The organism is Streptomyces sp. NPDC046831, assembly GCF_040645305.1.
Taxonomy (GTDB): Bacteria; Actinomycetota; Actinomycetes; order Streptomycetales; family Streptomycetaceae; genus Streptomyces.
In genome coordinates this window covers 18018-35860 of record NZ_JBEYXZ010000040.1, presented here as the reverse complement: position 1 = coordinate 35860, position 17843 = coordinate 18018, and the positions used below count along the sequence as shown (strand labels likewise).

Below are 17843 nucleotides of genomic sequence, written 5' to 3'. Positions count from 1 at the left end.
GGTCCGGTCCTCGGAACGTCCCGGTCCCTAGCGGACCAGCCCCCACCGGAAGCCGAGCGCCACCGCGTGGGCGCGGTCGGAGGCGCCGAGCTTCTTGAACAGGCGCCGGGCGTGCGTCTTGACCGTGTCCTCGGAGAGGAAGAGCTCGCGGCCGATCTCCGCGTTGGAGCGGCCGTGGCTCATGCCCTCCAGTACCTGGATCTCACGCGCGGTGAGCGTCGGCGCGGCGCCCATCTCGGCGGAGCGCAGCCGGCGCGGGGCCAGCCGCCAGGTCGGGTCGGCCAGCGCCTGCGTCACCGTGGCCCGCAGCTCCGCGCGGGAGGCGTCCTTGTGCAGGTAGCCGCGGGCGCCGGCGGCCACGGCGAGTGCCACTCCGTCGAGGTCCTCGGCGACGGTCAGCATGATGATGCGCGCGCCGGGGTCGGCCGACAGCAGGCGCCGGACCGTCTCGACGCCGCCCAGACCGGGCATGCGCACGTCCATGAGGATGAGGTCCGACCGGTCGGCGCCCCAGCGGCGGAGGACTTCCTCGCCGTTGGCCGCCGTCGTCACACGCTCGACGCCGGGCACGGTCGCGACCGCGCGGCGGAGCGCCTCTCGGGCAAGCGGGGAGTCGTCGCAGACGAGGACGGATGTCATGGCCGTCCTCCGCAGCTGATGCGCGTCACCTTGAGCCTCCAGGCTGGTACGAATCGTCACCTGTGCGGTCGACCGTCTCGGACGTCCGCCCGAGCGCTTGTGTTCTCAAGCGCCTCCGCACTCTCAACGACGGTCACCCGAAAGAGTTACGGGGCTGTGTGCCATCTTCGGCACTCTACGTGAGGACGCGGACACAGCAGAGATATGCCGCCGCACTCTCAACTTTTCATCACAACCGTGCCCCGTTCAGCCCCTTTTCTTCCCGTTAGTCGGTGTCTGGGGCTAGATTCGCAATGAGTCATATTTTCATCTCCTTAGATCGGAGATGTACGGTCGCTGGCACCGTATCCGCCACGAACGGCTACAAGGGGTCACGAAATGGCAGATTTCTCCCGCCTTCCCGGACCGAACGCGGATCTGTGGGACTGGCAGCTGCTGGCTGCCTGCCGCGGCGTGGACAGCTCGCTCTTCTTCCATCCGGAAGGCGAGCGCGGGGCGGCTCGGAGCGCTCGAGAGAACTCGGCCAAGGAGGTCTGCATGAGGTGCCCGGTCCGTGCGGAGTGCGCGGCACACGCCCTGGCGGTGCGTGAACCGTACGGAGTGTGGGGCGGACTGACCGAGGACGAGCGCGAAGAGCTCATGGGGCGGGCTCGCAACCGGCTGGTGACGACGTCACCGACCGGCGCGGACACCGCATCGAACAGCAGTTGAAGTAACGTTTCTTCTGGCCAGGGCACGTGGGGGCGTGCCCTAGTGTTCCGGCCCTTTCCGGCGCTTGGCGGCGACCGTGGCCCGACCGTCCTCACGGCGGGTGACCTCCGCAGCGACCGGTGACCTCGTGGACCTGGGCGCCGCCCTCCGTGACCTCGGCGCGCCCGGGCCCCGTGTGCCGTACGACGATGTGGGCCGTTGGTGACGCTGCCCGCCGCGCGTGACGACGCCCGCCGCTGGGACGGCGTGCGCGCCGTGACGATGTGCCCCCATGGACCCCTGCGCCGCGCGGACCCCTGCGCCGCTGTGACTCTGCGGTGCCATGACCCGACCTGCCCTGCGATGCCCTGTGCTGCCGTGACCCGACGTGCCGGGTTGATGCCCGGTACCGGCTTGGCGCGGCTTGGCCTGGCGTGCCGGGTGACGCCCGGTGCCGCTCCGCCCCTCGTGCCGCGGTGGCTTTCGTGCCGCGGTGGCTTTCGTGCCGCCGCGACTTCCGTGCAGCCGCGGCCTCCCGTGTCCGCCGGAACGGCAGCGCCCCCCGCCAGGTCTGCGGCCGGTGCCGCCGGGCGGGCCGCGGGCGCGGTCACCGGCGGGCGGCGCGCCCCAGTTCGTCCAGGGTCGCCGCCACCGCCGGCACCTGGGCCAGGTCGGGCAGGGTCAGCGCGACGATCTCCCGCCGCACCGCCGGTTCCAGGGTGACCGTGCGGGCGTGCCGGGGCCGTACGGACTCGATCGCGAGCTGGGGCAGCACGGCCACGCCGAGACCGGCGCCGACCAGGCCGACCACCGCGGGGTAGTCGTCGGTCGCGAAGTCGATGCGGGGAGTGAAGCCGGCGCTCCCGGCGGCCTCGACGAGCTGTCCGCGGCAGCGCGGGCAGCCCGCGATCCACGCCTCGTCGGCGAGTTCGCCGAGGGCGACGGACGCGGCGCCGGCCAGCCGGTGCCGTTCGGGCACCAGCGCCACCAGCCGGTCGCTCAGCAGCGGCCGCACGACCAGGTCCTCCCACTCCTCGGGACCCCCGGACCCCTCGTAGCGGAAGGCGAGCGCGATGTCGCAGTCGCCCTCGCGCAGCATCTCCACGGACCTGGGCGGCTCGGCCTCCTCCAGGAAAACGCGGGTGCCGGGGTGCGCGGCGCGCAGCGCGGCCAGCGCGGCGGGCACGAGCGTGGAGCTGCCGCTGGGGAAGGAGACCAGCCGCACCCGCCCCGCGCGCAGGCCCGCGATGGCGGCGACCTCCTCCTCGGCGGCGGTGAGCCCGGCGAGGATGCCGCCCGCGTGCCGGACGAGCGCCTCGCCGGCCTGGGTCAGGCGCATCTCCCGGCCGTTGCGGACGAGCAGCGGGGTGCCGACGGACGCCTCCAGGGCCTTCATCTGCTGGCTGACGGCGGGCTGCGTGCAGCCCAGTTGCCGCCCGGCCGCGGAGAAGGAGCCGGTGGTGGCCACGGCGCGCAGCACGCGGAGATGACGAACCTCTATCACTCTCCGAGCATAAGTGACCCTTGGGCCGTCGACCCGATAACGCGTTCGACACTTTGGTCACCGCTCGCCTACCGTTCCGCCATGAAGCTTCTGTCTGTGAACCTCGGCCGCCCGCGGGCCGTGCCGTACACGGATCAGGCCGAGGGCCTGACCGGTATCGACAAGCAGCCGGCGGACGGGCCGGTACGGGTGGCGGCGCCCGGCCCGAAGGGCGTCGGCGCGAGCGGGCTGGCCGGGGACGCGGTCTGCGACACGCGCCACCACGGCGGTGACGACCAGGCCGTGTACGCGATGGCGCGCGAGGACATGGACGACTGGGAGCGGGAGCTCCTGCGGACCCTGCCGAACGGGTCGTTCGGCGAGAACCTCACCACCACGGGCCTCGACGTGTCGGGCGCACGCATCGGCGAGCGGTGGCGCGTCGGCCCCACCGTGGTCCTGGAGGTCACCAGCGGGCGCATCCCCTGCCGGACGTTCCAGGGGCACCTGGGCGAGAAGGGCTGGGTGAAGCGGTTCACGCTGAAGGGGGCGCCGGGGGCGTACCTGCGGGTGATCGAGCCCGGGGAGATCCAGGCGGGCGATCCGATCGAGGTCGTGCACCGGCCCGACCACGACGTCACCGTCGCCCTGCAGTTCCGGGCCGCCACGACGGACCGGGCGCTGCTGCCGCGGCTGCTGGCGGCGGGCCCGGCACTGCACCCGGGCGCCCTGGCTGCGGCGCGCAAGTACGCGGCGGCGCACGGCAACTGACGAGCCGTCAGGCAGGGGCCGGCGCCGGGCGGCCACCCGGGCCCCGGCCCCGCCGCGGGCGCAGGGCGGCCGGCCGCACGTCACGGGCCCTCCCGCACGCCGTCCTCACCGAACGGCAGGGCATGTGCAGGCCTCGGGAGCACCGGCCGCGGACCACTAATCTCTCACCATGACAACGGCTCTGATCACAGGATCCACCGCGGGCATCGGCGCCGCGTTCGCGCGTCGGCTGGCAGCCGACGGGCACAACCTCGTCCTGGTGGCGCGCGACACCAAGCGCCTCACGGAGCAGGCGACCGAGCTGCACGACCGGCACGGCATCGAGGCCGAGGTGCTGACCGCCGACCTGGCGGCCGACGACGGCATCGAGGCGGTGGCCGCCCGGCTCGGCAACCGCACGAACCCGGTCGACCTGTTGATCAACAACGCGGGCTTCGGGAACACGGGCCGGTTCCTGGACGTCTCCATGGCCGACGAGCTGCGGATGCTCAAGGTGCACTGCGAGGCGGTGCTGCGCCTGACGGCGGCGGCGACGCACGGCATGCGGGACCGGGGCCGGGGCGCGGTCGTCAACGTCGCGTCGGTCGCGGCCTTCGTGCCGCGCGGCACCTACGGGGCCTCGAAGGCGTGGGTCGTGCAGTTCACCCAGGGCGCGGCACGCGACCTGGCGGGCAGCGGCGTACGGCTGATGGTGCTGTGCCCGGGCTTCGTCCGCACGGAGTTCCACCAGCGGGCCGGCATGGGCACGGACAACATCCCGAACTGGATGTGGCTGGACGCCGACAAACTCGTCGCGGCCGCCCTGGCGGACCTGGCCCGCGGCAAGACCCTGTCCATCCCGGACCCCCGGTACAAGGCGCTGATGGGCCTGGTGAAGCTGACGCCCCGGTCCCTGCTGGGCGGGATCACGTCGAAGACGGGCCGCAAGTACGGCCCGCAGTGACGGCGGCAGGTGCCGCGGTGACGGCGGTCGGCCGCAGTGACGGCCCGTCGCAGTGCATCCGCCGCGGCGCGCAAGGCTTCGCAGGCGGTCCGCCGGCCGGAGGGGCCGACTAGAATTCCGGAGCCTGCCGCGGAGGGAGCGGTGCCGGTCGTCTCCCCTTCTTCTTCACACCGGCCTCGAAGATGCCCGGTGCCCGCTGCTCCCAAGCCAGCAGCTCCCGTTCCGCGTGAGCGATGGTTCCAGCCGCGGCGATCGGGGTTCCGGTGGCAGCAGGAGCGGCTGGACCATCTTCAAGGAGCTGAAGGGCCGGCTGGAGCGTGCGCGCGCACGCTCTTGGAGGGTCCCCGGCAGGTCCCCTTCATCAAGCCCCGGGTTTTCCTGCATCACCCGGGCTGGTGAGCCGGCTCGACGAGTTTCAGCGCAGCTCGGTCTGCGGGCGCAACGACGAGGCGAGCGGTCTGCCGAGGATCTGGGACGACCTGCTGGGCCGGCCGCCGGAGCGGGAGGCTGGCGTGTCACCCCGGTGATCAGCCAGCGTCTCGAACAGCTGATGCAGCGCATCGGCATCAGCCGCTCCACCGCCCATCTGCGGTTCGGCGACGACTGGAAGCTCCAGCCGCGCGCGTCTTCGGCCTGGGATCCCTCGCCTATCTGCTGCTCACGGGCCGGCCGCCGGCGGACCGCCGCAGCGCCCTCCTGGAGCGGCTGGGGAGCGACGGCGGCCTGCACCCGTACGCCGTCTCGGCGGCGCTGGATACTCTGGCGTTCCAGGCTCGAACAGGAGAAGGACGCCCGCCTGTACGCGGAGGCGGAGGCCCTGCGGGAGGTGGGGGGACACCGGATCGTGAAGTTGTTCGCCGACCCGCGGGAGCTGGCCGGGCATACGGTCCTGGAGATGGCAACGGGTCCGGGCACGGCATCTTCGGTCCATCACGACCTCCCCCGCCCGGACTCCGCACGCTATCCGGGTGCGGAGTCCGGGCGGATTCGGGTCGTGAAGTCCATGGCTTCAGACCAGTCGGCGTCCCATCTTGTCCGACTGCCGGTTGTGGGCCTTGGTGTCCCACCACTCCTCCAGCAGTGCACGGACGGTGTGCACGAGCTGCTGAAGCCTCTCGGGATCGGGGGCGGGCGAGACGGAAGACGTCTGCGAAGGACCTGTCCTCCCAAGCCAGGGTGACGGCCCACCGTTCGTCCTATCTCGACCGGTGGGAATCGCTTCATGTGGGCGCGGAGGGCACCAGCAACTGGACCGGGGAGCGGTACGTCCCGGAGCTTGCCACCCTTCGGCGGGGCGAAGACCGGCTTGCTGCGGCTCAGCTTGAGCTGCTGGACCACGCGGAGGGTGTCCGACTCGAAGTCGAGCGCGTCGACGGCCACGCCGAGGCGGCTACTATACACACTGAGTATAATCGGTGTGTATAGTCGCGCTTCATGACGGACGTATATCTGCTGCCGATCCGCACGGCCGCCCTGATCTTCCCGGGACTCGCCCTGCTCATGTTCGTGCCGACAGCGGTCGTCATTTACCGGCGGCACGGCGTCATGACCCGCTGGCGTGTGCTTTCGCTCTACGGGGGCGTGTACTACGCACTCACCGCCTTATGCCTGACGATCGTGCCGCTTCCGTCCCCGTCGGTGGACGTCTGCGCCAAGTACCCGTCCTTTGCCCATCCCCAGTTCACGCCCGGCAGGGCCTTCGCAGACATCTGGAAGGAGGCGCACCACCGAGTCACCCTCGACGCTCTGGTGCTCGGCAACTCGGCCGTCTGGCAGACCGTGTTCAACCTGCTCCTGCTGCTCCCGCTCGGAGTCTTCGTACGGATTCACTTCCGCAAGGGGCTGATTGCGGCCGCCGCGGCAGGACTCGCCGGGTCACTGCTCTTCGAGCTAACCCAGTACACGGGGTTGTGGGGTCTGTACGCGTGTCCGTACCGCCTTTTCGCCGTGGACGATCTCATCGCCAACACAGCGGGGGCGGCGCTCGGCTGGGCGGCGGCCGGGCCCCTGGCCCGCGTTCTGCCGGCCCTGACCACCTTGGACGACCGCGCGCTCGATTTCCACAAGGTCCCCTTCGGGCGCCGCTTGGTGGCCCTGCTGCTGGACATGACGGGTGCCGCTCTACTGGCCGGAGCCGTCGCCGGTCTCGTCTTCCTCGGCCTGGGGGCCGACGCCGTGCTGTGGGTCCCGCCCGTGGTCTGGGTGCTGTGGTTCGTGATGGTGCCGCGGTGGAGCGGCGCCACTCCGGGCAAGCACCTCCTGCTGCTGAAGCTCGTCACGAGGAGCGGCGCCAGGCCGGGCCACGGTGCGCTCGTGCTGCGCGCAGCGGCGCTCGGCCTGCCCTTCGCTGTCGTGTGGCTCATCGCGGGAGCGACTCTGCCGAACGCCGCCGCCGATCCCTCCGCCCTGATCGAGATCGCGAGCGGGGTCGGTTATCGGGACGCGGCCCACTCGATGGCGGCAGACCCGGTCGGCGGGCTCGCCATGCTCCTGGCCCCAGTCCCCTGCGTGGTCCTCATCGTCTGGTGCGTACAGGCAGTCCGCACGCACCCCGAGGGTCTCGGTCTTCACGAGACCCTCTCCGGAGTGCGGAACGAGGCCCTGCCGCACACCAGGGCCCGGCGCGGAGGGAGGGCCGGACCAACCCGTCGACAGCCGCACTCTGCATGGATGAGCCTCACTGAGGCAGGTGCAACTACCCGGGATCGCACCGAGGTGGAGCGCCCGCAGTCGCAGCCGAGGACGAAAAGTCTTGAGTGAGCGTTTGGTTCTCGCTTGTCCGTTTCATTTGGTTTACCTGTCGCGCCGGTTCGGGGTGGCCTCGTGAGCGAGGCGGCGGGTCATGAGGTTGATGGCGGCGAGCTGAATCATTTCACGGTGGCAAGGGTTCGGGCACGGAATCCTCGGTCCATGGCGACCTCCGCCGACCGGCAGCGCCCGCCGCTGCCCCCGGCCGCCGAGCAGCGGGTGTTCACCCCCGCTTCACCTCTCCCCGCGCGGCGCCCGCCTCGCCCGCAGGCTCGCCTCCTGCCAGATGGACGCCTGGGGCTGGCGCAACGGCACGCCCGCGCACAACGCGGTGGAACTGATCGCCGCCGAGCCGGCGGCCAACGCCCTCACCCATGGGCTGGCCCCCGGCCGGGACGCCGATCTGCGACGTGCCGACGGGACGGTGAGGGCCGGGTCCGGATCGAGGGAACGACACCTGCGGTGAGCGGCTGCCGTGGCGCCTTCCATGGCAAGGATGACCGCAGCCGACACGGCTCAGCCGATGGATTCACCGCCCTCAGTCAGGACATGGATCCGATCTGACGGACAGCGGCAGGACGCCGGAATGCGGCTCAGCCGAGGCTTACCGGGAACGTGGGCGTCAGTAGTGGTACCGGGCCTTGATGATCACGACTTCCTTCTCGGTGGCCCGGTAGACGAGTCGATGCTCGTCGTCGATCCGGCGCGACCAGTAACCGGACAGGCCACCCTTCAGCGGTTCCGGTTTGCCGATGCCGGTGAAGGGGTCGCGCTGGATCTCCCCGATGAGGCGGACAAGCCTGCGGAACAGCTTCTTGTCGGCGTCCTGCCAGTACAGGAGGTCCTCCCACCCGGTGGGACGGAACCGTACGTCCCTCACTCCCCGTCCTCGGCCAGGGCCTGGAGTTCCTCCATGCTCTTGGTGATCACCGGAGTGTCAGCGGCCTTGTCGGCGGCCACGGCCGCCATGAGCCGGGCGGCGTTGGCCGGCGAACGCAGCAGGTAGACGGTCTCCTGCCAGGAGCGGAAGTCATCGGCGGACATCAGTATGGCGTTGCCGCCCCTGGAGGTGATCTCGACGGGCTCATGGTCGTCGTTGACCTGCTGGATCAACGGGAAGAGCCTGGCTCGGGCCTCGCTGGCAGTGATGGACATGGCCCGCTCCCTCCGGATCGGCAGACTGGTACGGAAAAGCCGTACCAATCGCAGGGTACATGCATGCGGTACCAGTCGCAGCCGATCACTTTTCCCGGGCCGTTGCCGTCGGATAGGTTCCGGCGGATGACGAAGCGTGGGGTGTTGCTCTTCCTCTTCCTGGTGCCGCTGGCGGTGGGCCTGGTCGTCCTGGGCAAGGCGATCGCCGTGCCCGAGAAGCCGGTGTGCCCCGGGATCGTGGTCGGTCAGGACGGCGAGGAGCACGGCGGGCCCCGGATGCGGGGCGACACGACCTGCCACGTCTACAACACGGTCACCATGGAGTCGTCGGGCACGCGCACCGTGCGCCAGCAGCTCGTCGCGCAGGGCGAGCAGCGCACGCAGTACTACCTGCTGGGCGGCGTGTGCACCGGGTACGGCCTGCTGGGGGTCGGTGTGGTGGTGTCCGGGTTCGGGCCGTGGCGGCGCGGCGCCGGCGGCGAGGACACCGAGGCCGTCCGGGAGACCGCGACGCGCTGAACGCGGCAACGCGTTCCGGGAGACCGCAACGCGCTGAACGCGGCAACGCGTTCCGGGACACCGCGACGCGCTGAACGCGGGAACGCGTCGGGGCCCGGCGGCCCGCAGAGAAACGCGCCGAGGCCCGGCCCCCGCAGAGACGGGGACCGGGCCTCGGTGCGCTCGTGCCGGGTGCGTCAGTGGGCGTGGCCGTGGCCGTGACCCGCGGCGGCCGGCTCCTCCTCTTCCTTCTTCTCGACGACCAGGGTCTCGGTCGTCAGGAGGAGGGAGGCGATGGAGGCGGCGTTCTCCAGGGCGGAGCGGGTGACCTTCACCGGGTCGATGACGCCGGCCTTGACCAGGTCGCCGTACTCGCCGGTGGCGGCGTTGTAGCCCTGGCCCTTCTCCAGCTCCTTGACCTTGGAGACGATGACGTAGCCCTCGAGGCCCGCGTTCTCCGCGATCCAGCGCAGCGGCTCGACGACGGCGTTTCGGACGACCGCGACACCGGTGGCCTCGTCGCCGCTCTTGTCGAGGTTGCCCTCGAGGACCTTGGAGGCGTGGACGAGCGCGGAGCCACCACCGGAGACGATGCCCTCCTCGACCGCGGCGCGGGTCGCGGAGATGGCGTCCTCCAGACGGTGCTTCTTCTCCTTCAGCTCCACCTCGGTGGCGGCGCCGACCTTGATCACGCACACGCCGCCGGCCAGCTTGGCGAGGCGCTCCTGGAGCTTCTCGCGGTCCCAGTCGGAGTCGGTGCTCTCGATCTCGGCCTTGATCTGCGCGACGCGGGCCTGCACGTCCTCGCTGTTGCCGGCGCCGTCGACGATCGTGGTGTCGTCCTTGGTGACGGTGACGCGGCGGGCGGAGCCCAGCACGTCCAGGCCGACCTGGTCGAGCTTGAGGCCGACCTCCTCGGCGACGACCGTGGCGCCGGTCAGGATCGCCATGTCCTGCAGCATCGCCTTGCGGCGGTCGCCGAAGCCCGGGGCCTTGACGGCGGTGGCGTTGAAGGTGCCGCGGATCTTGTTGACGACCAGGGTCGACAGGGCCTCGCCCTCGACGTCCTCGGCGATGATCAGCAGCGGCTTGGAGGCGTTCGTCTGGATGATCTTCTCGAGCAGCGGGAGCAGGTCCGCGATCGAGGAGATCTTGCCCTGGTTGATCAGGATGTACGGGTCGTCGAGGACGGCCTCCATACGCTCCTGGTCGGTGACGAAATACGGCGACAGGTAGCCCTTGTCGAAGGCCATGCCCTCGGTGAAGTCCAGCTCCAGACCGAAGGTGTTGGACTCCTCGACGGTGATGACGCCGTCCTTGCCGACCTTGTCCATCGCCTCGGCGATGAGCTCGCCGACCTGCTGGTCCTGGGCGGACAGCGCGGCGACGGCGGCGATGTCGGACTTCTCGTCGATCGGCCGGGCGGTGGCGAGCAGGTCGTCGGAGACCGCCTTGACCGCGGCGTCGATGCCCTTCTTCAGGGCGGCCGGGGAGGCACCGGCGGCGACGTTCTTCAGGCCCTCGCGCACCAGCGCCTGGGCGAGCACGGTGGCGGTGGTGGTGCCGTCACCCGCGATGTCGTTGGTCTTGGTCGCCACCTCCTTCACCAGCTGGGCGCCGAGGTTCTCGTACGGGTCCTCGACCTCGACCTCGCGGGCGATGGTGACGCCGTCGTTGGTGATGGTCGGGGCGCCGAACTTCTTGTCGATGACGACGTTGCGGCCCTTGGGGCCGATCGTCACCTTGACCGTGTCGGCAAGCTTGTTGACGCCGCGCTCGAGGGCGCGACGGGCGTCCTCGTCGAACTTCAGGATCTTCGCCATGGCAGCGGGAGCCCTCTCGGAAAACGTGGGTGAAAAGACACTGCGCCCCGGGCGCCCGGCTTCTTATCGGTCGCGGGGGCCAGGGGCGCAGCTGAAAGCAGGAGTTGCTTCCGGACAGGGACTTCCGGGGTGAACCCGGGTCCCCCTTACTTCTCGATGATGGCGAGCACGTCGCGGGCCGAGAGAACGAGGTACTCCTCGTTGTTGTACTTCACCTCGGTGCCGCCGTACTTGCTGTAGAGCACGACATCGCCGACGTTGACGTCGAGCGGAAGGCGGTTGCCGTCCTCGAAGCGGCCCGGGCCCACGGCCAGGACGACGCCCTCCTGGGGCTTCTCCTTGGCGGTGTCCGGGATGACCAGGCCAGAGGCCGTGGTCTGCTCGGCGTCCAGCGGCTGGACCACGATGCGGTCCTCGAGCGGCTTGATGGCAACCTTGGAGCTGGCGGTCGTCACGATCCGACCTCCCCCTTCGGAGATCTCACGGGGTTAACTGTCTGAGGTGGCGACCAGGTCGATCCGTCGTCGCGGGTGCCGGACCTGCCCGTCGCGTTGTTGGCACTCTCCGAGGGGGAGTGCCAGAGCTGAGACTATGACCGTCGTTAGCACTCGGTCAAGCGGAGTGCCAATTGCGTGCGGCGCGTCGGCCTCGGGCCGCTCGTGGGCGTACGGATGTGCGACCCGCCGGGCGCCGGCGGGGCGCGCCGTCGAAGGCGGAGCCGGCGGACGGGGCCCGGTCCGTCGGCGGTGCGGCCGCGAGCCGGGCGGTGGCCGCGTGCCGCGGTCTCACAGGTAGTCCTCCAGCCGGGCCACCGCGTACCCCTCCGCCGTGACCTTGTCCAGGAACCGGCGGATCATGTCGGGCATCGTCCCCTGCCAGTCGTCCCGGCCCCGGAAGTGGGTGAGGACGATGTCGCCCGGATGCAGGCGCTGGTCCCCCTCCCGGTACTCCCAGTGGTCGACGAAGACCTCCTCGTTCCAGATCGGCGCGTGGGTGATGCCGCAGGATCTGGCGGCGCGCAGGGTGTCCCGGTTGTAGTTGCCGTAGGGCGGGCGGAAGAGCCTCGGGCGCTTGCCGAACTGCTCGCGCATGACGTCCTGCATGTCGCAGATCTCGCGCCGCTGCTGCTCGTAGGACAGCCCGGGCAGGTAGGGGTGGTGGAGGGTGTGGTTGTTGAGGGTCACCCCGTCCTCCTGCACGGCGCGGAAGTAACCGTAGTCGTCCTTGATCAGGTAGTCGCTCAGGAAGACGGTGTACGGGATCTCCAGCTCCCGCATCATCCGCAGGAACGCCGGGTCCTTCTCCTGGCCGTCGTCGATGGTCAGGAAGACGACGCGCTCCCTGGTCGGCACGGTGGTGAAGACCGGGGGCAGGTCCAGCTCCTCCTGCCCGTCCACCTCGAAGCCCGCGCGGGCGGTGATCCTCGGCTTCTCCTCCGGCGGGGCCGGGGGCGTCAGCGGGACCCGCCGCAGACCCCAGCGCTGCGCCGCCGCCACGCGGGCCCGGTGGGCGGCCCGCAGCCGGGAGGCGTAGGAGTCCAGGGCGCGGGCCGCGGGCGCCTGGAGGCGCTGGGCGCCGTGCGCCGGACCCGCGGGGGCGCCCGGCGCACGGGGCGGATCCGCAGGCGCGTCCGGCTGCGCGCAGCCGGCGGCGAGGGCGGCGACCGCCAGGGCCGCCAGGTCGACGCGTGCGCGGGCCGTCCGGCGCACGCGCCCGGTACGGGGCTTTTTATCATTTTGTACTACTAGCCTCATGGGCCCGGATCCTCGCAGCGCACCGCCGGGTCCCCGGGCCGACACCGCGGCCGGAGGCGCACCATCCACCGGCTGGCCGACAATGAGCCGGTGAACGACCACCTCGCCGCCCTCCGGGCCTTCGCCTCGCTCCTCACCCCCGAGGGCCGCGCCCTCCTCGACGCGGTGCGCGGCACCGACCCCGCCGACGAACTGGCCGTCGCCACCCGGCTGCGCCGCGAGCACCCCGCCGAGCTGGTGTCGGCGGCGCTCGGCCAGGCCCGGCTGCGGCAGCGGGCCGAGGCGAAGTTCGGGGCCGCGGACGCGCAGCGGATGTTCTTCACCCCGAACGGTGTCGAGCAGTCGACCCGGGCGACCGTGGCGGCGTACCGGGCGCGGCGGCTGCGCGACCTCGGCGTCACCTCGGTCGCCGACCTGTGCTGCGGGATCGGCGGCGACGCGATCGCCCTCGCCCGCGCCGGGATCCGCGTCCTCGCCGTGGACCGGGACCCGCTGACGGCGGCCGCGGCGCGGGCGAACGCCGATGCGCTCGGGCTCGGCGACCTGATCGAGGTGCGGGAGGCGGACGTCGTGGACGTCGACGTCGCGCCGTTCGACGCCGTCTTCGTGGATCCGGCCCGGCGGGGCGGCCGGCCGGGCGGGGCCGGCCGCGGCGCACCGCCGAGGCGCGGCGGGGCGGCGGGCGGGCGGATCTTCGACCCGGAGGCGTACTCCCCGCCGCTGTCCTGGGCGGTGGACACGGCGCTGAAGGCGCCCCACGCGGCCCTGAAGGTCGCGCCCGGCATCCCCCACGAGGCCGTGCCCGCCGAGGCCGAGGCGGAGTGGATCTCCCACGGCGGGGACGTGAAGGAGGCCGTGCTGTGGTTCGGCACCGAGCCGGGGCTGGTGCGGGCCACCCTGCTCCCCGGGCCGCGGACCCTGCTCGGGCGCGGGCTGCCCGATCCGGGGGTGCGCGCCGTGGGACGGTACCTGTACGAGCCCGACGGCGCCGTCATCCGCGCCCATCTGGTCGCCGAGGTCGCCGAGGAGCTCGACGGGGGCCTGATCGACGAGACCATCGCCTACATCACCGCCGACGCGCTGCGTCCCACCCCGTACGCCTCCGCCTACGAGATCACCGACCGGCTCCCCTTCAACGTCAAGCGCCTGAAGGCGCTGCTGCGGGAGCGCGAGGTCGGCACGCTGACGGTGAAGAAGCGGGGCTCGGCGGTCGAGCCGGAGGAACTGCGCAGGAAGGCGCTGCCGAAGCCGCAGGGCCCGAACGCGGTGACCGTCTTCCTCACACGCGTCGCCGGGGCGCCGACCATGCTCCTCGGACAGCCCGTCCCGTCGGCCTAGCGGCCGGCTCCCGCGGCGCGGAGCAGGGCGATCGTCTCCGGGTGGGGGCCCCTGCTCGCCCAGTCGAGCGGGGACAGGCCCACGCCGTGGTCCTCGCGCAGACCGGGGTCCGCGCCGTGGGTGAGCAGGGCGCGGACCGTGTCGGTGTGCCCCCAGCAGGCGGCCGCGCACAGGGGCGTGCCCTCGGAGCCGGGGCCGGCGCTCTCGGCGTCGGGCGAGGCCCCGGCCGCCAGCAGACGGCGCACGGTGCCGACGGCCCCGTGGACGGCCGCCGCGTACAGCGGCGTCATGCCGTCGCCGTCGGGTGCGTCGGGGTCGGCTCCGGCGCGCAGCAGCGCGTCGACGCGGGCGTCGGCCCCGAACGCCGCCGCGGCGACGAGACGCCCGGCCAGCCGCTTTCGCCGTCTTCTGTTCACGGGCGCGACGGTAGCGGGACGGCGGCGAGAACCGCCGGTCGTTTTCCACCGCCGAAGTGCACCCGTACGACCACACGGACGAGGCCGCGTCGGGGATTCGCCCTGCCTCGCCGTGACCCGGCGGGTCGGTGGCTGCCCGCGGCCTCAGGACGCGACGATCGCCTTGCCGACGGCGGAGCCCTTCGCCGGGCCCTCGGGGATCACCGCGTCGGTGCCGCAGGGAACGCGGTGCTCGCCGGTGTACTTCACCCTCCCGGCGCCGGGAGAGGTCAGCACGGTGACGGCCCCCTCGTCGTCGCAATCGTCGACGACGACGCACACGAGGATCCCGGCCCTGGCGTACTCGCGGCGCTTGCGGACCCGGTCGCGCTGGTGGTTGCGGTCTCCCGGCGAGGTGACTTCGACGACCATCCTGACCGCGGCGGCATCGACACCGAGGCCCTCCTCGTCCGGGATCTCGTCGAGGTCGAGGGGGGCGACGAACAGGCCCGGGATCCAGGACCTGTGACGGTGGATGACGTTGCCGTCCTGGTGAGCGGCGTATCCACTGTCCGCCAGGTGGGCATCGAGCGCGCGACGGAGGCGCCCGATGACAACGGTGTGGCGACGACGGCCCGTGGGCGGCACCTCACGTCCGCATCGGGACGGGTGAGCACCCCGGGCCGGCATTCTTCGGGAGATCTCAGACTTCGCGGCGGCGGACCGGCCGGGTGTCAGGGCCCCACGTCCCCGTGCTCATGGAGGCCGCCGGCACGGTCCCGGTTCGCCGCGGCGCAGGTCGAGGGTCCGCTGTGCGGCGAACGGATCGTGCTCAAGGCGCAGGGCGGCAGCCGGCCTCGAATGTTTCGGCCGTTCGGCCGATTGGTCGTGAAGAGGGTGCGCCGGACCGGCTTTCCACCGGGCGGAACGGCGGCTTCAGGCCACGTGCGTCCCACCGGTTCGCCGCCCGGGCGCCACGGCAGCGGCACGCAGCGACGCCCACTCGGCGCACGCCGCGCACGCCCGGGTCCCCACGCTCAGGCCGGCGGCCGCGCCGTGCTGCTGCGGACGACCAGGCTCGTCGCCAGTTCCACGCGGGTCGCCACCGGGGGCGGGTCCTCGCGCCCGAGGTCGAGCACCAGCTTCGCCGCCGCCTCCGCCATCTCCGTCAGCGGCTGCCGCACCGTCGTCAGCGGCGGCCCCACCCAGCGGGCCACGGGCAGGTCGTCGAAGCCGACGACGCTCAGGTCCTCCGGGACGCGCAGCCCCAGCTCGCGCGCCGCCTCGTACAGGCCGAGCGCCTGCAGGTCGTTGCCGGCGAAGACGGCGGTCGGCCGGTCCGGGCGGCCCAGCAGCCGCAGGCCCAGCCGGTAGCCGGCCTCGTGGTGGAAGTCCCCGGCGACGACCAGCGAGGGGTCCACCGGCAGCCCGGCGGTCTCCAGCGCCGCCCGGTAACCGTCCACCCGGGCGCGGCTGCACATCATCCGCGACGGCCCGGTGATCGCGCCGATGCGCACGTGCCCCAGCTCCACCAGGTGCCGGGTGGCGGCGAGCCCGCCCTGCCAGTTGGTGGCGCCGATCGAGGGCACGTCCGCGCCGGGGTCGCCCGCCGGGTCCATCACCACGAACGGGATGGCCCGGCCGGCCAACAGCGCCCGCTGGGACTCGTCCAGCCCGGACAGCACGAGGACCACGCCGTGCGGCCGGCGGGCGGCGACCTGGTCGGCCCAGGTCCGCCCCGGTGTGAGCCGGCCCGCGCTCTCGGACAGCACGACGCTCAGGCCCGCGTCCCGCGCCACGTTCTCCACGCCCCGGATGACCTCCATCGCCCAGGCGCTCTCCAGCTCGTGGAAGACCAGGTCGATCAGCGGGGAACGGGTCGCCTCGGCGCGCCGGCGCCGGTAGCCGTGGGCGCGCAGCAGCTCCTCGACGCGGGAGCGGGTCGACGGTGCGACGTCCGCCCGCCCGTTGAGCACCTTCGAAACAGTCGGAGCCGACACACCGGCCTCGCGGGCGATCTCGGCGAGCGTGGCGGTCTGTGTTTCGGCGGGCTTGGCTGGATTCATGGTCGGGATCGTATCTCTGCGCGACCTCTTGACGAAGCCCCCCGCCGGCCATACGTTCCCGGAACATTCGAAGTGTCAGACGAAACATTCGCAGGCGAGTGAGCCGACGGGGGCGGCCCGCACCCGGACCCGGGCGTGCCGCGGCCCGAGGGGCCCGGCCGCGGTCCGGGCCGGGGCCGGCCCGTCCCGGAGGCGAGCGAGCCGGAACAGAGGGGTGCCCGTCCCATGGAGTCCTACAGCAGGCGCTGGTTCCTCGGAGCCGGCGCCGCCACCCTCGCCTCGGCCGCCGGGCTCACCGCCTGCGGGTCCGGCGGCGGCTCGGGCGGCTCCGGCGGCACGCTCACCGCGCTGGTGTACGGCGACGACGCGGTGAAGGTGCAGGTGAAGTCGGTCGAGCGGTTCAACGCCTCGGCCGCGGCCAAGAAGGCGAACGGCACGATCAAGCTGCAGAAGGTGCCCGGCTCGGAGTACCCGGCCAAGCTGCGCACGGCGATGGGCTCGCCCAACGCCCCGGACGTGTTCTTCAACTGGGGCGGCGGCTCCATCAAGGCGTACCGGGAGGCCGACCAGCTGATCGACCTCACCGGCACGATCGCGTCGGACCCGGTTCTCAGGGACGGCTTCCTGCCCTCCGTGCTCGCCGCGGGCGCGCTGGGGGGCCGCAACTACGGCATCCCGATGCGCGGCATGCAGCCGGTCGTCCTCTTCTACAACAAGACCCTGTTCGCCGAGCACAGGCTCTCGCCTCCCACCACCTGGGACCAGCTGCTCGACGTCGGCGCCCGGCTGAAGAAGGCGGGCATCACCCCCTTCGCGCTGGGCGGCTCGGACATCTGGCCCGAGCTGATGTGGCTGGAGTACCTCGTGGACCGCATCGGCGGCCCGAAGGTCTTCGACCGCGTCAAGAACGGCGACCCGGCCGGCTGGGGCGACCCGGCCGTTCTCAGGGCCGCCGAGACGGTCCGGCAGCTCGTCGACGACGGCGCCTTCGGCAAGGGCTTCAGCTCGGTGGCGTACACCAACGGCGGCGCGCCGGCCGTCTTCGCCAAGGGCCGGGCCGCGATGCACCTCATGGGCTCGTGGGAGTACTCCACGCAGCTCGGCAAGTTCCCGGACTTCGCCAGGAAGGACCTGGGCTGGTGCGCCTTCCCGGCGTTCGAGGGCGGCGCCGGCGACGTCCGCAACGTCGTCGGCAACCCCACCAACTACTGGTCCGTGAACGCCCGCACCCGCAACAAGGACGCGGCGATCGCCTTCCTGCGGGACTGCGCCTCCGAGGCGTACGCCCGGGACCTCGTCGCCAACGGCGACATCCCGGCCACCTCCCGCGCGGAGAAGCTGCTGGACGCCTCCCCCAACCCGGAGTTCGCCCGGTTCCAGTACGAGATGGTCCGGCAGGCGCCGGCGTTCACGCTGAGCTGGGACCAGGCCGTGGACCCGGGGATCCAGACCCCGATGCTCACCGAGATCAACAAGCTGTTCGTGGGCAAGTCGACCCCCGGCCAGTTCGTGGCGGCGCTCAAGGGGCTGAAGTGAGCGG

Annotated in this window: 18 protein-coding genes and 1 pseudogene; 8 read left to right on the top strand and 11 right to left on the bottom strand. The window is 72.1% G+C overall.

Features of this window, described 5'->3' with window-relative positions:
- Positions 1–27 precede the first annotated feature (27 nt).
- The gene (locus ABZ920_RS26665; RefSeq protein ID WP_003948568.1) at positions 28–639 is read right to left on the bottom strand and encodes a response regulator transcription factor; all 612 of its coding nucleotides are present in this window, start codon (positions 637–639) and stop codon (positions 28–30) included.
- A gap of 378 nt (positions 640–1017) precedes the next feature.
- On the opposite strand from ABZ920_RS26665, the gene ABZ920_RS26660 reads away from it, so the two are divergent.
- Positions 1018–1350, top strand: coding sequence for a WhiB family transcriptional regulator (locus ABZ920_RS26660; protein WP_361509971.1), 333 nt, complete (start codon positions 1018–1020; stop codon positions 1348–1350).
- Between the two features lie 586 nt (positions 1351–1936).
- Here ABZ920_RS26660 and ABZ920_RS26655 read toward each other — a convergent pair.
- Complete coding sequence (locus ABZ920_RS26655) at positions 1937–2833, bottom strand: LysR family transcriptional regulator (RefSeq protein WP_361509968.1); 897 nt, start codon at positions 2831–2833, stop codon at positions 1937–1939.
- 81 nt (positions 2834–2914) lie between these two features.
- Between ABZ920_RS26655 and ABZ920_RS26650 the strand changes: the two genes are divergently transcribed.
- Positions 2915–3583, top strand: a complete 669-nt coding sequence (locus ABZ920_RS26650; protein ID WP_361509965.1) for an MOSC domain-containing protein — start codon at positions 2915–2917, stop codon at positions 3581–3583.
- Between the two features lie 169 nt (positions 3584–3752).
- Entirely contained in the window at positions 3753–4526 is a 774-nt protein-coding gene (locus tag ABZ920_RS26645; RefSeq protein ID WP_361509962.1) for an SDR family NAD(P)-dependent oxidoreductase, read from the top strand.
- A 1197-nt stretch (positions 4527–5723) separates the two neighbouring features.
- On the opposite strand, the pseudogene ABZ920_RS26640 reads toward ABZ920_RS26645, so the two are convergent.
- A pseudogene (locus ABZ920_RS26640) lies at positions 5724–5912 on the bottom strand (site-specific integrase); the annotation flags it as partial.
- 48 nt (positions 5913–5960) lie between these two features.
- Between ABZ920_RS26640 and ABZ920_RS26635 the strand changes: the two are divergent.
- Both ABZ920_RS26635 and ABZ920_RS26630 read left to right on the top strand, forming a co-directional pair.
- Positions 5961–7286 (top strand): VanZ family protein, encoded by a 1326-nt coding sequence (locus ABZ920_RS26635; protein WP_361509959.1) that lies wholly within the window; start codon positions 5961–5963, stop codon positions 7284–7286.
- Between the two features lie 274 nt (positions 7287–7560).
- Positions 7561–7740, top strand: a complete 180-nt coding sequence (locus tag ABZ920_RS26630) for a hypothetical protein (RefSeq protein WP_361509956.1) — start codon at positions 7561–7563, stop codon at positions 7738–7740.
- 156 nt (positions 7741–7896) lie between these two features.
- Here the strand turns inward: ABZ920_RS26630 and ABZ920_RS26625 are convergent, their stop codons facing one another.
- A complete protein-coding gene (locus ABZ920_RS26625) occupies positions 7897–8154 on the bottom strand; it encodes a Txe/YoeB family addiction module toxin (protein WP_361509953.1) in 258 nt (85 codons plus the stop codon).
- Positions 8151–8429, bottom strand: coding sequence for a type II toxin-antitoxin system Phd/YefM family antitoxin (locus ABZ920_RS26620; RefSeq protein WP_361509950.1), 279 nt, complete (start codon positions 8427–8429; stop codon positions 8151–8153). The genes ABZ920_RS26625 and ABZ920_RS26620 overlap by 4 nt, the downstream gene beginning before the upstream one ends.
- 126 nt (positions 8430–8555) lie before the next feature.
- Here ABZ920_RS26620 and ABZ920_RS26615 point away from each other — a divergent pair, with 126 nt between their 5' ends.
- Positions 8556–8948, top strand: coding sequence for a hypothetical protein (locus tag ABZ920_RS26615; RefSeq protein ID WP_361509947.1), 393 nt, complete (start codon positions 8556–8558; stop codon positions 8946–8948).
- Between the two features lie 176 nt (positions 8949–9124).
- Here the strand turns inward: ABZ920_RS26615 and groL are convergent, their stop codons facing one another.
- The 3 genes from groL to ABZ920_RS26600 form a co-directional block, all read right to left on the bottom strand.
- Entirely contained in the window at positions 9125–10750 is a 1626-nt protein-coding gene (groL, locus tag ABZ920_RS26610; RefSeq protein WP_361509944.1) for a chaperonin GroEL, read from the bottom strand.
- A 146-nt stretch (positions 10751–10896) separates the two neighbouring features.
- Positions 10897–11205 (bottom strand): co-chaperone GroES, encoded by a 309-nt coding sequence (gene groES, locus ABZ920_RS26605; RefSeq protein ID WP_028420727.1) that lies wholly within the window; start codon positions 11203–11205, stop codon positions 10897–10899.
- Positions 11206–11535: 330 nt separating this feature from the next.
- Complete coding sequence (locus ABZ920_RS26600; RefSeq protein WP_361509941.1) at positions 11536–12504, bottom strand: polysaccharide deacetylase family protein; 969 nt, start codon at positions 12502–12504, stop codon at positions 11536–11538.
- Between the two features lie 90 nt (positions 12505–12594).
- Between ABZ920_RS26600 and ABZ920_RS26595 the strand changes: the two genes are divergently transcribed.
- Complete coding sequence (locus ABZ920_RS26595; RefSeq protein ID WP_361509939.1) at positions 12595–13842, top strand: methyltransferase domain-containing protein; 1248 nt, start codon at positions 12595–12597, stop codon at positions 13840–13842.
- Here ABZ920_RS26595 and ABZ920_RS26590 read toward each other — a convergent pair.
- From ABZ920_RS26590 to ABZ920_RS26580, 3 genes are all read right to left on the bottom strand, one after another.
- A complete protein-coding gene (locus ABZ920_RS26590) occupies positions 13839–14258 on the bottom strand; it encodes an ankyrin repeat domain-containing protein (RefSeq protein ID WP_361509936.1) in 420 nt (139 codons plus the stop codon). The genes ABZ920_RS26595 and ABZ920_RS26590 overlap by 4 nt on opposite strands.
- A gap of 144 nt (positions 14259–14402) precedes the next feature.
- Positions 14403–14885 (bottom strand): Uma2 family endonuclease, encoded by a 483-nt coding sequence (locus tag ABZ920_RS26585; protein ID WP_361509933.1) that lies wholly within the window; start codon positions 14883–14885, stop codon positions 14403–14405.
- A 389-nt stretch (positions 14886–15274) separates the two neighbouring features.
- Positions 15275–16303, bottom strand: coding sequence for a LacI family DNA-binding transcriptional regulator (locus ABZ920_RS26580; protein ID WP_361509930.1), 1029 nt, complete (start codon positions 16301–16303; stop codon positions 15275–15277).
- A gap of 225 nt (positions 16304–16528) precedes the next feature.
- On the opposite strand from ABZ920_RS26580, the gene ABZ920_RS26575 reads away from it, so the two are divergent.
- Complete coding sequence (locus tag ABZ920_RS26575) at positions 16529–17839, top strand: extracellular solute-binding protein (protein ID WP_361509927.1); 1311 nt, start codon at positions 16529–16531, stop codon at positions 17837–17839.
- Positions 17840–17843: the final 4 nt, after the last annotated feature.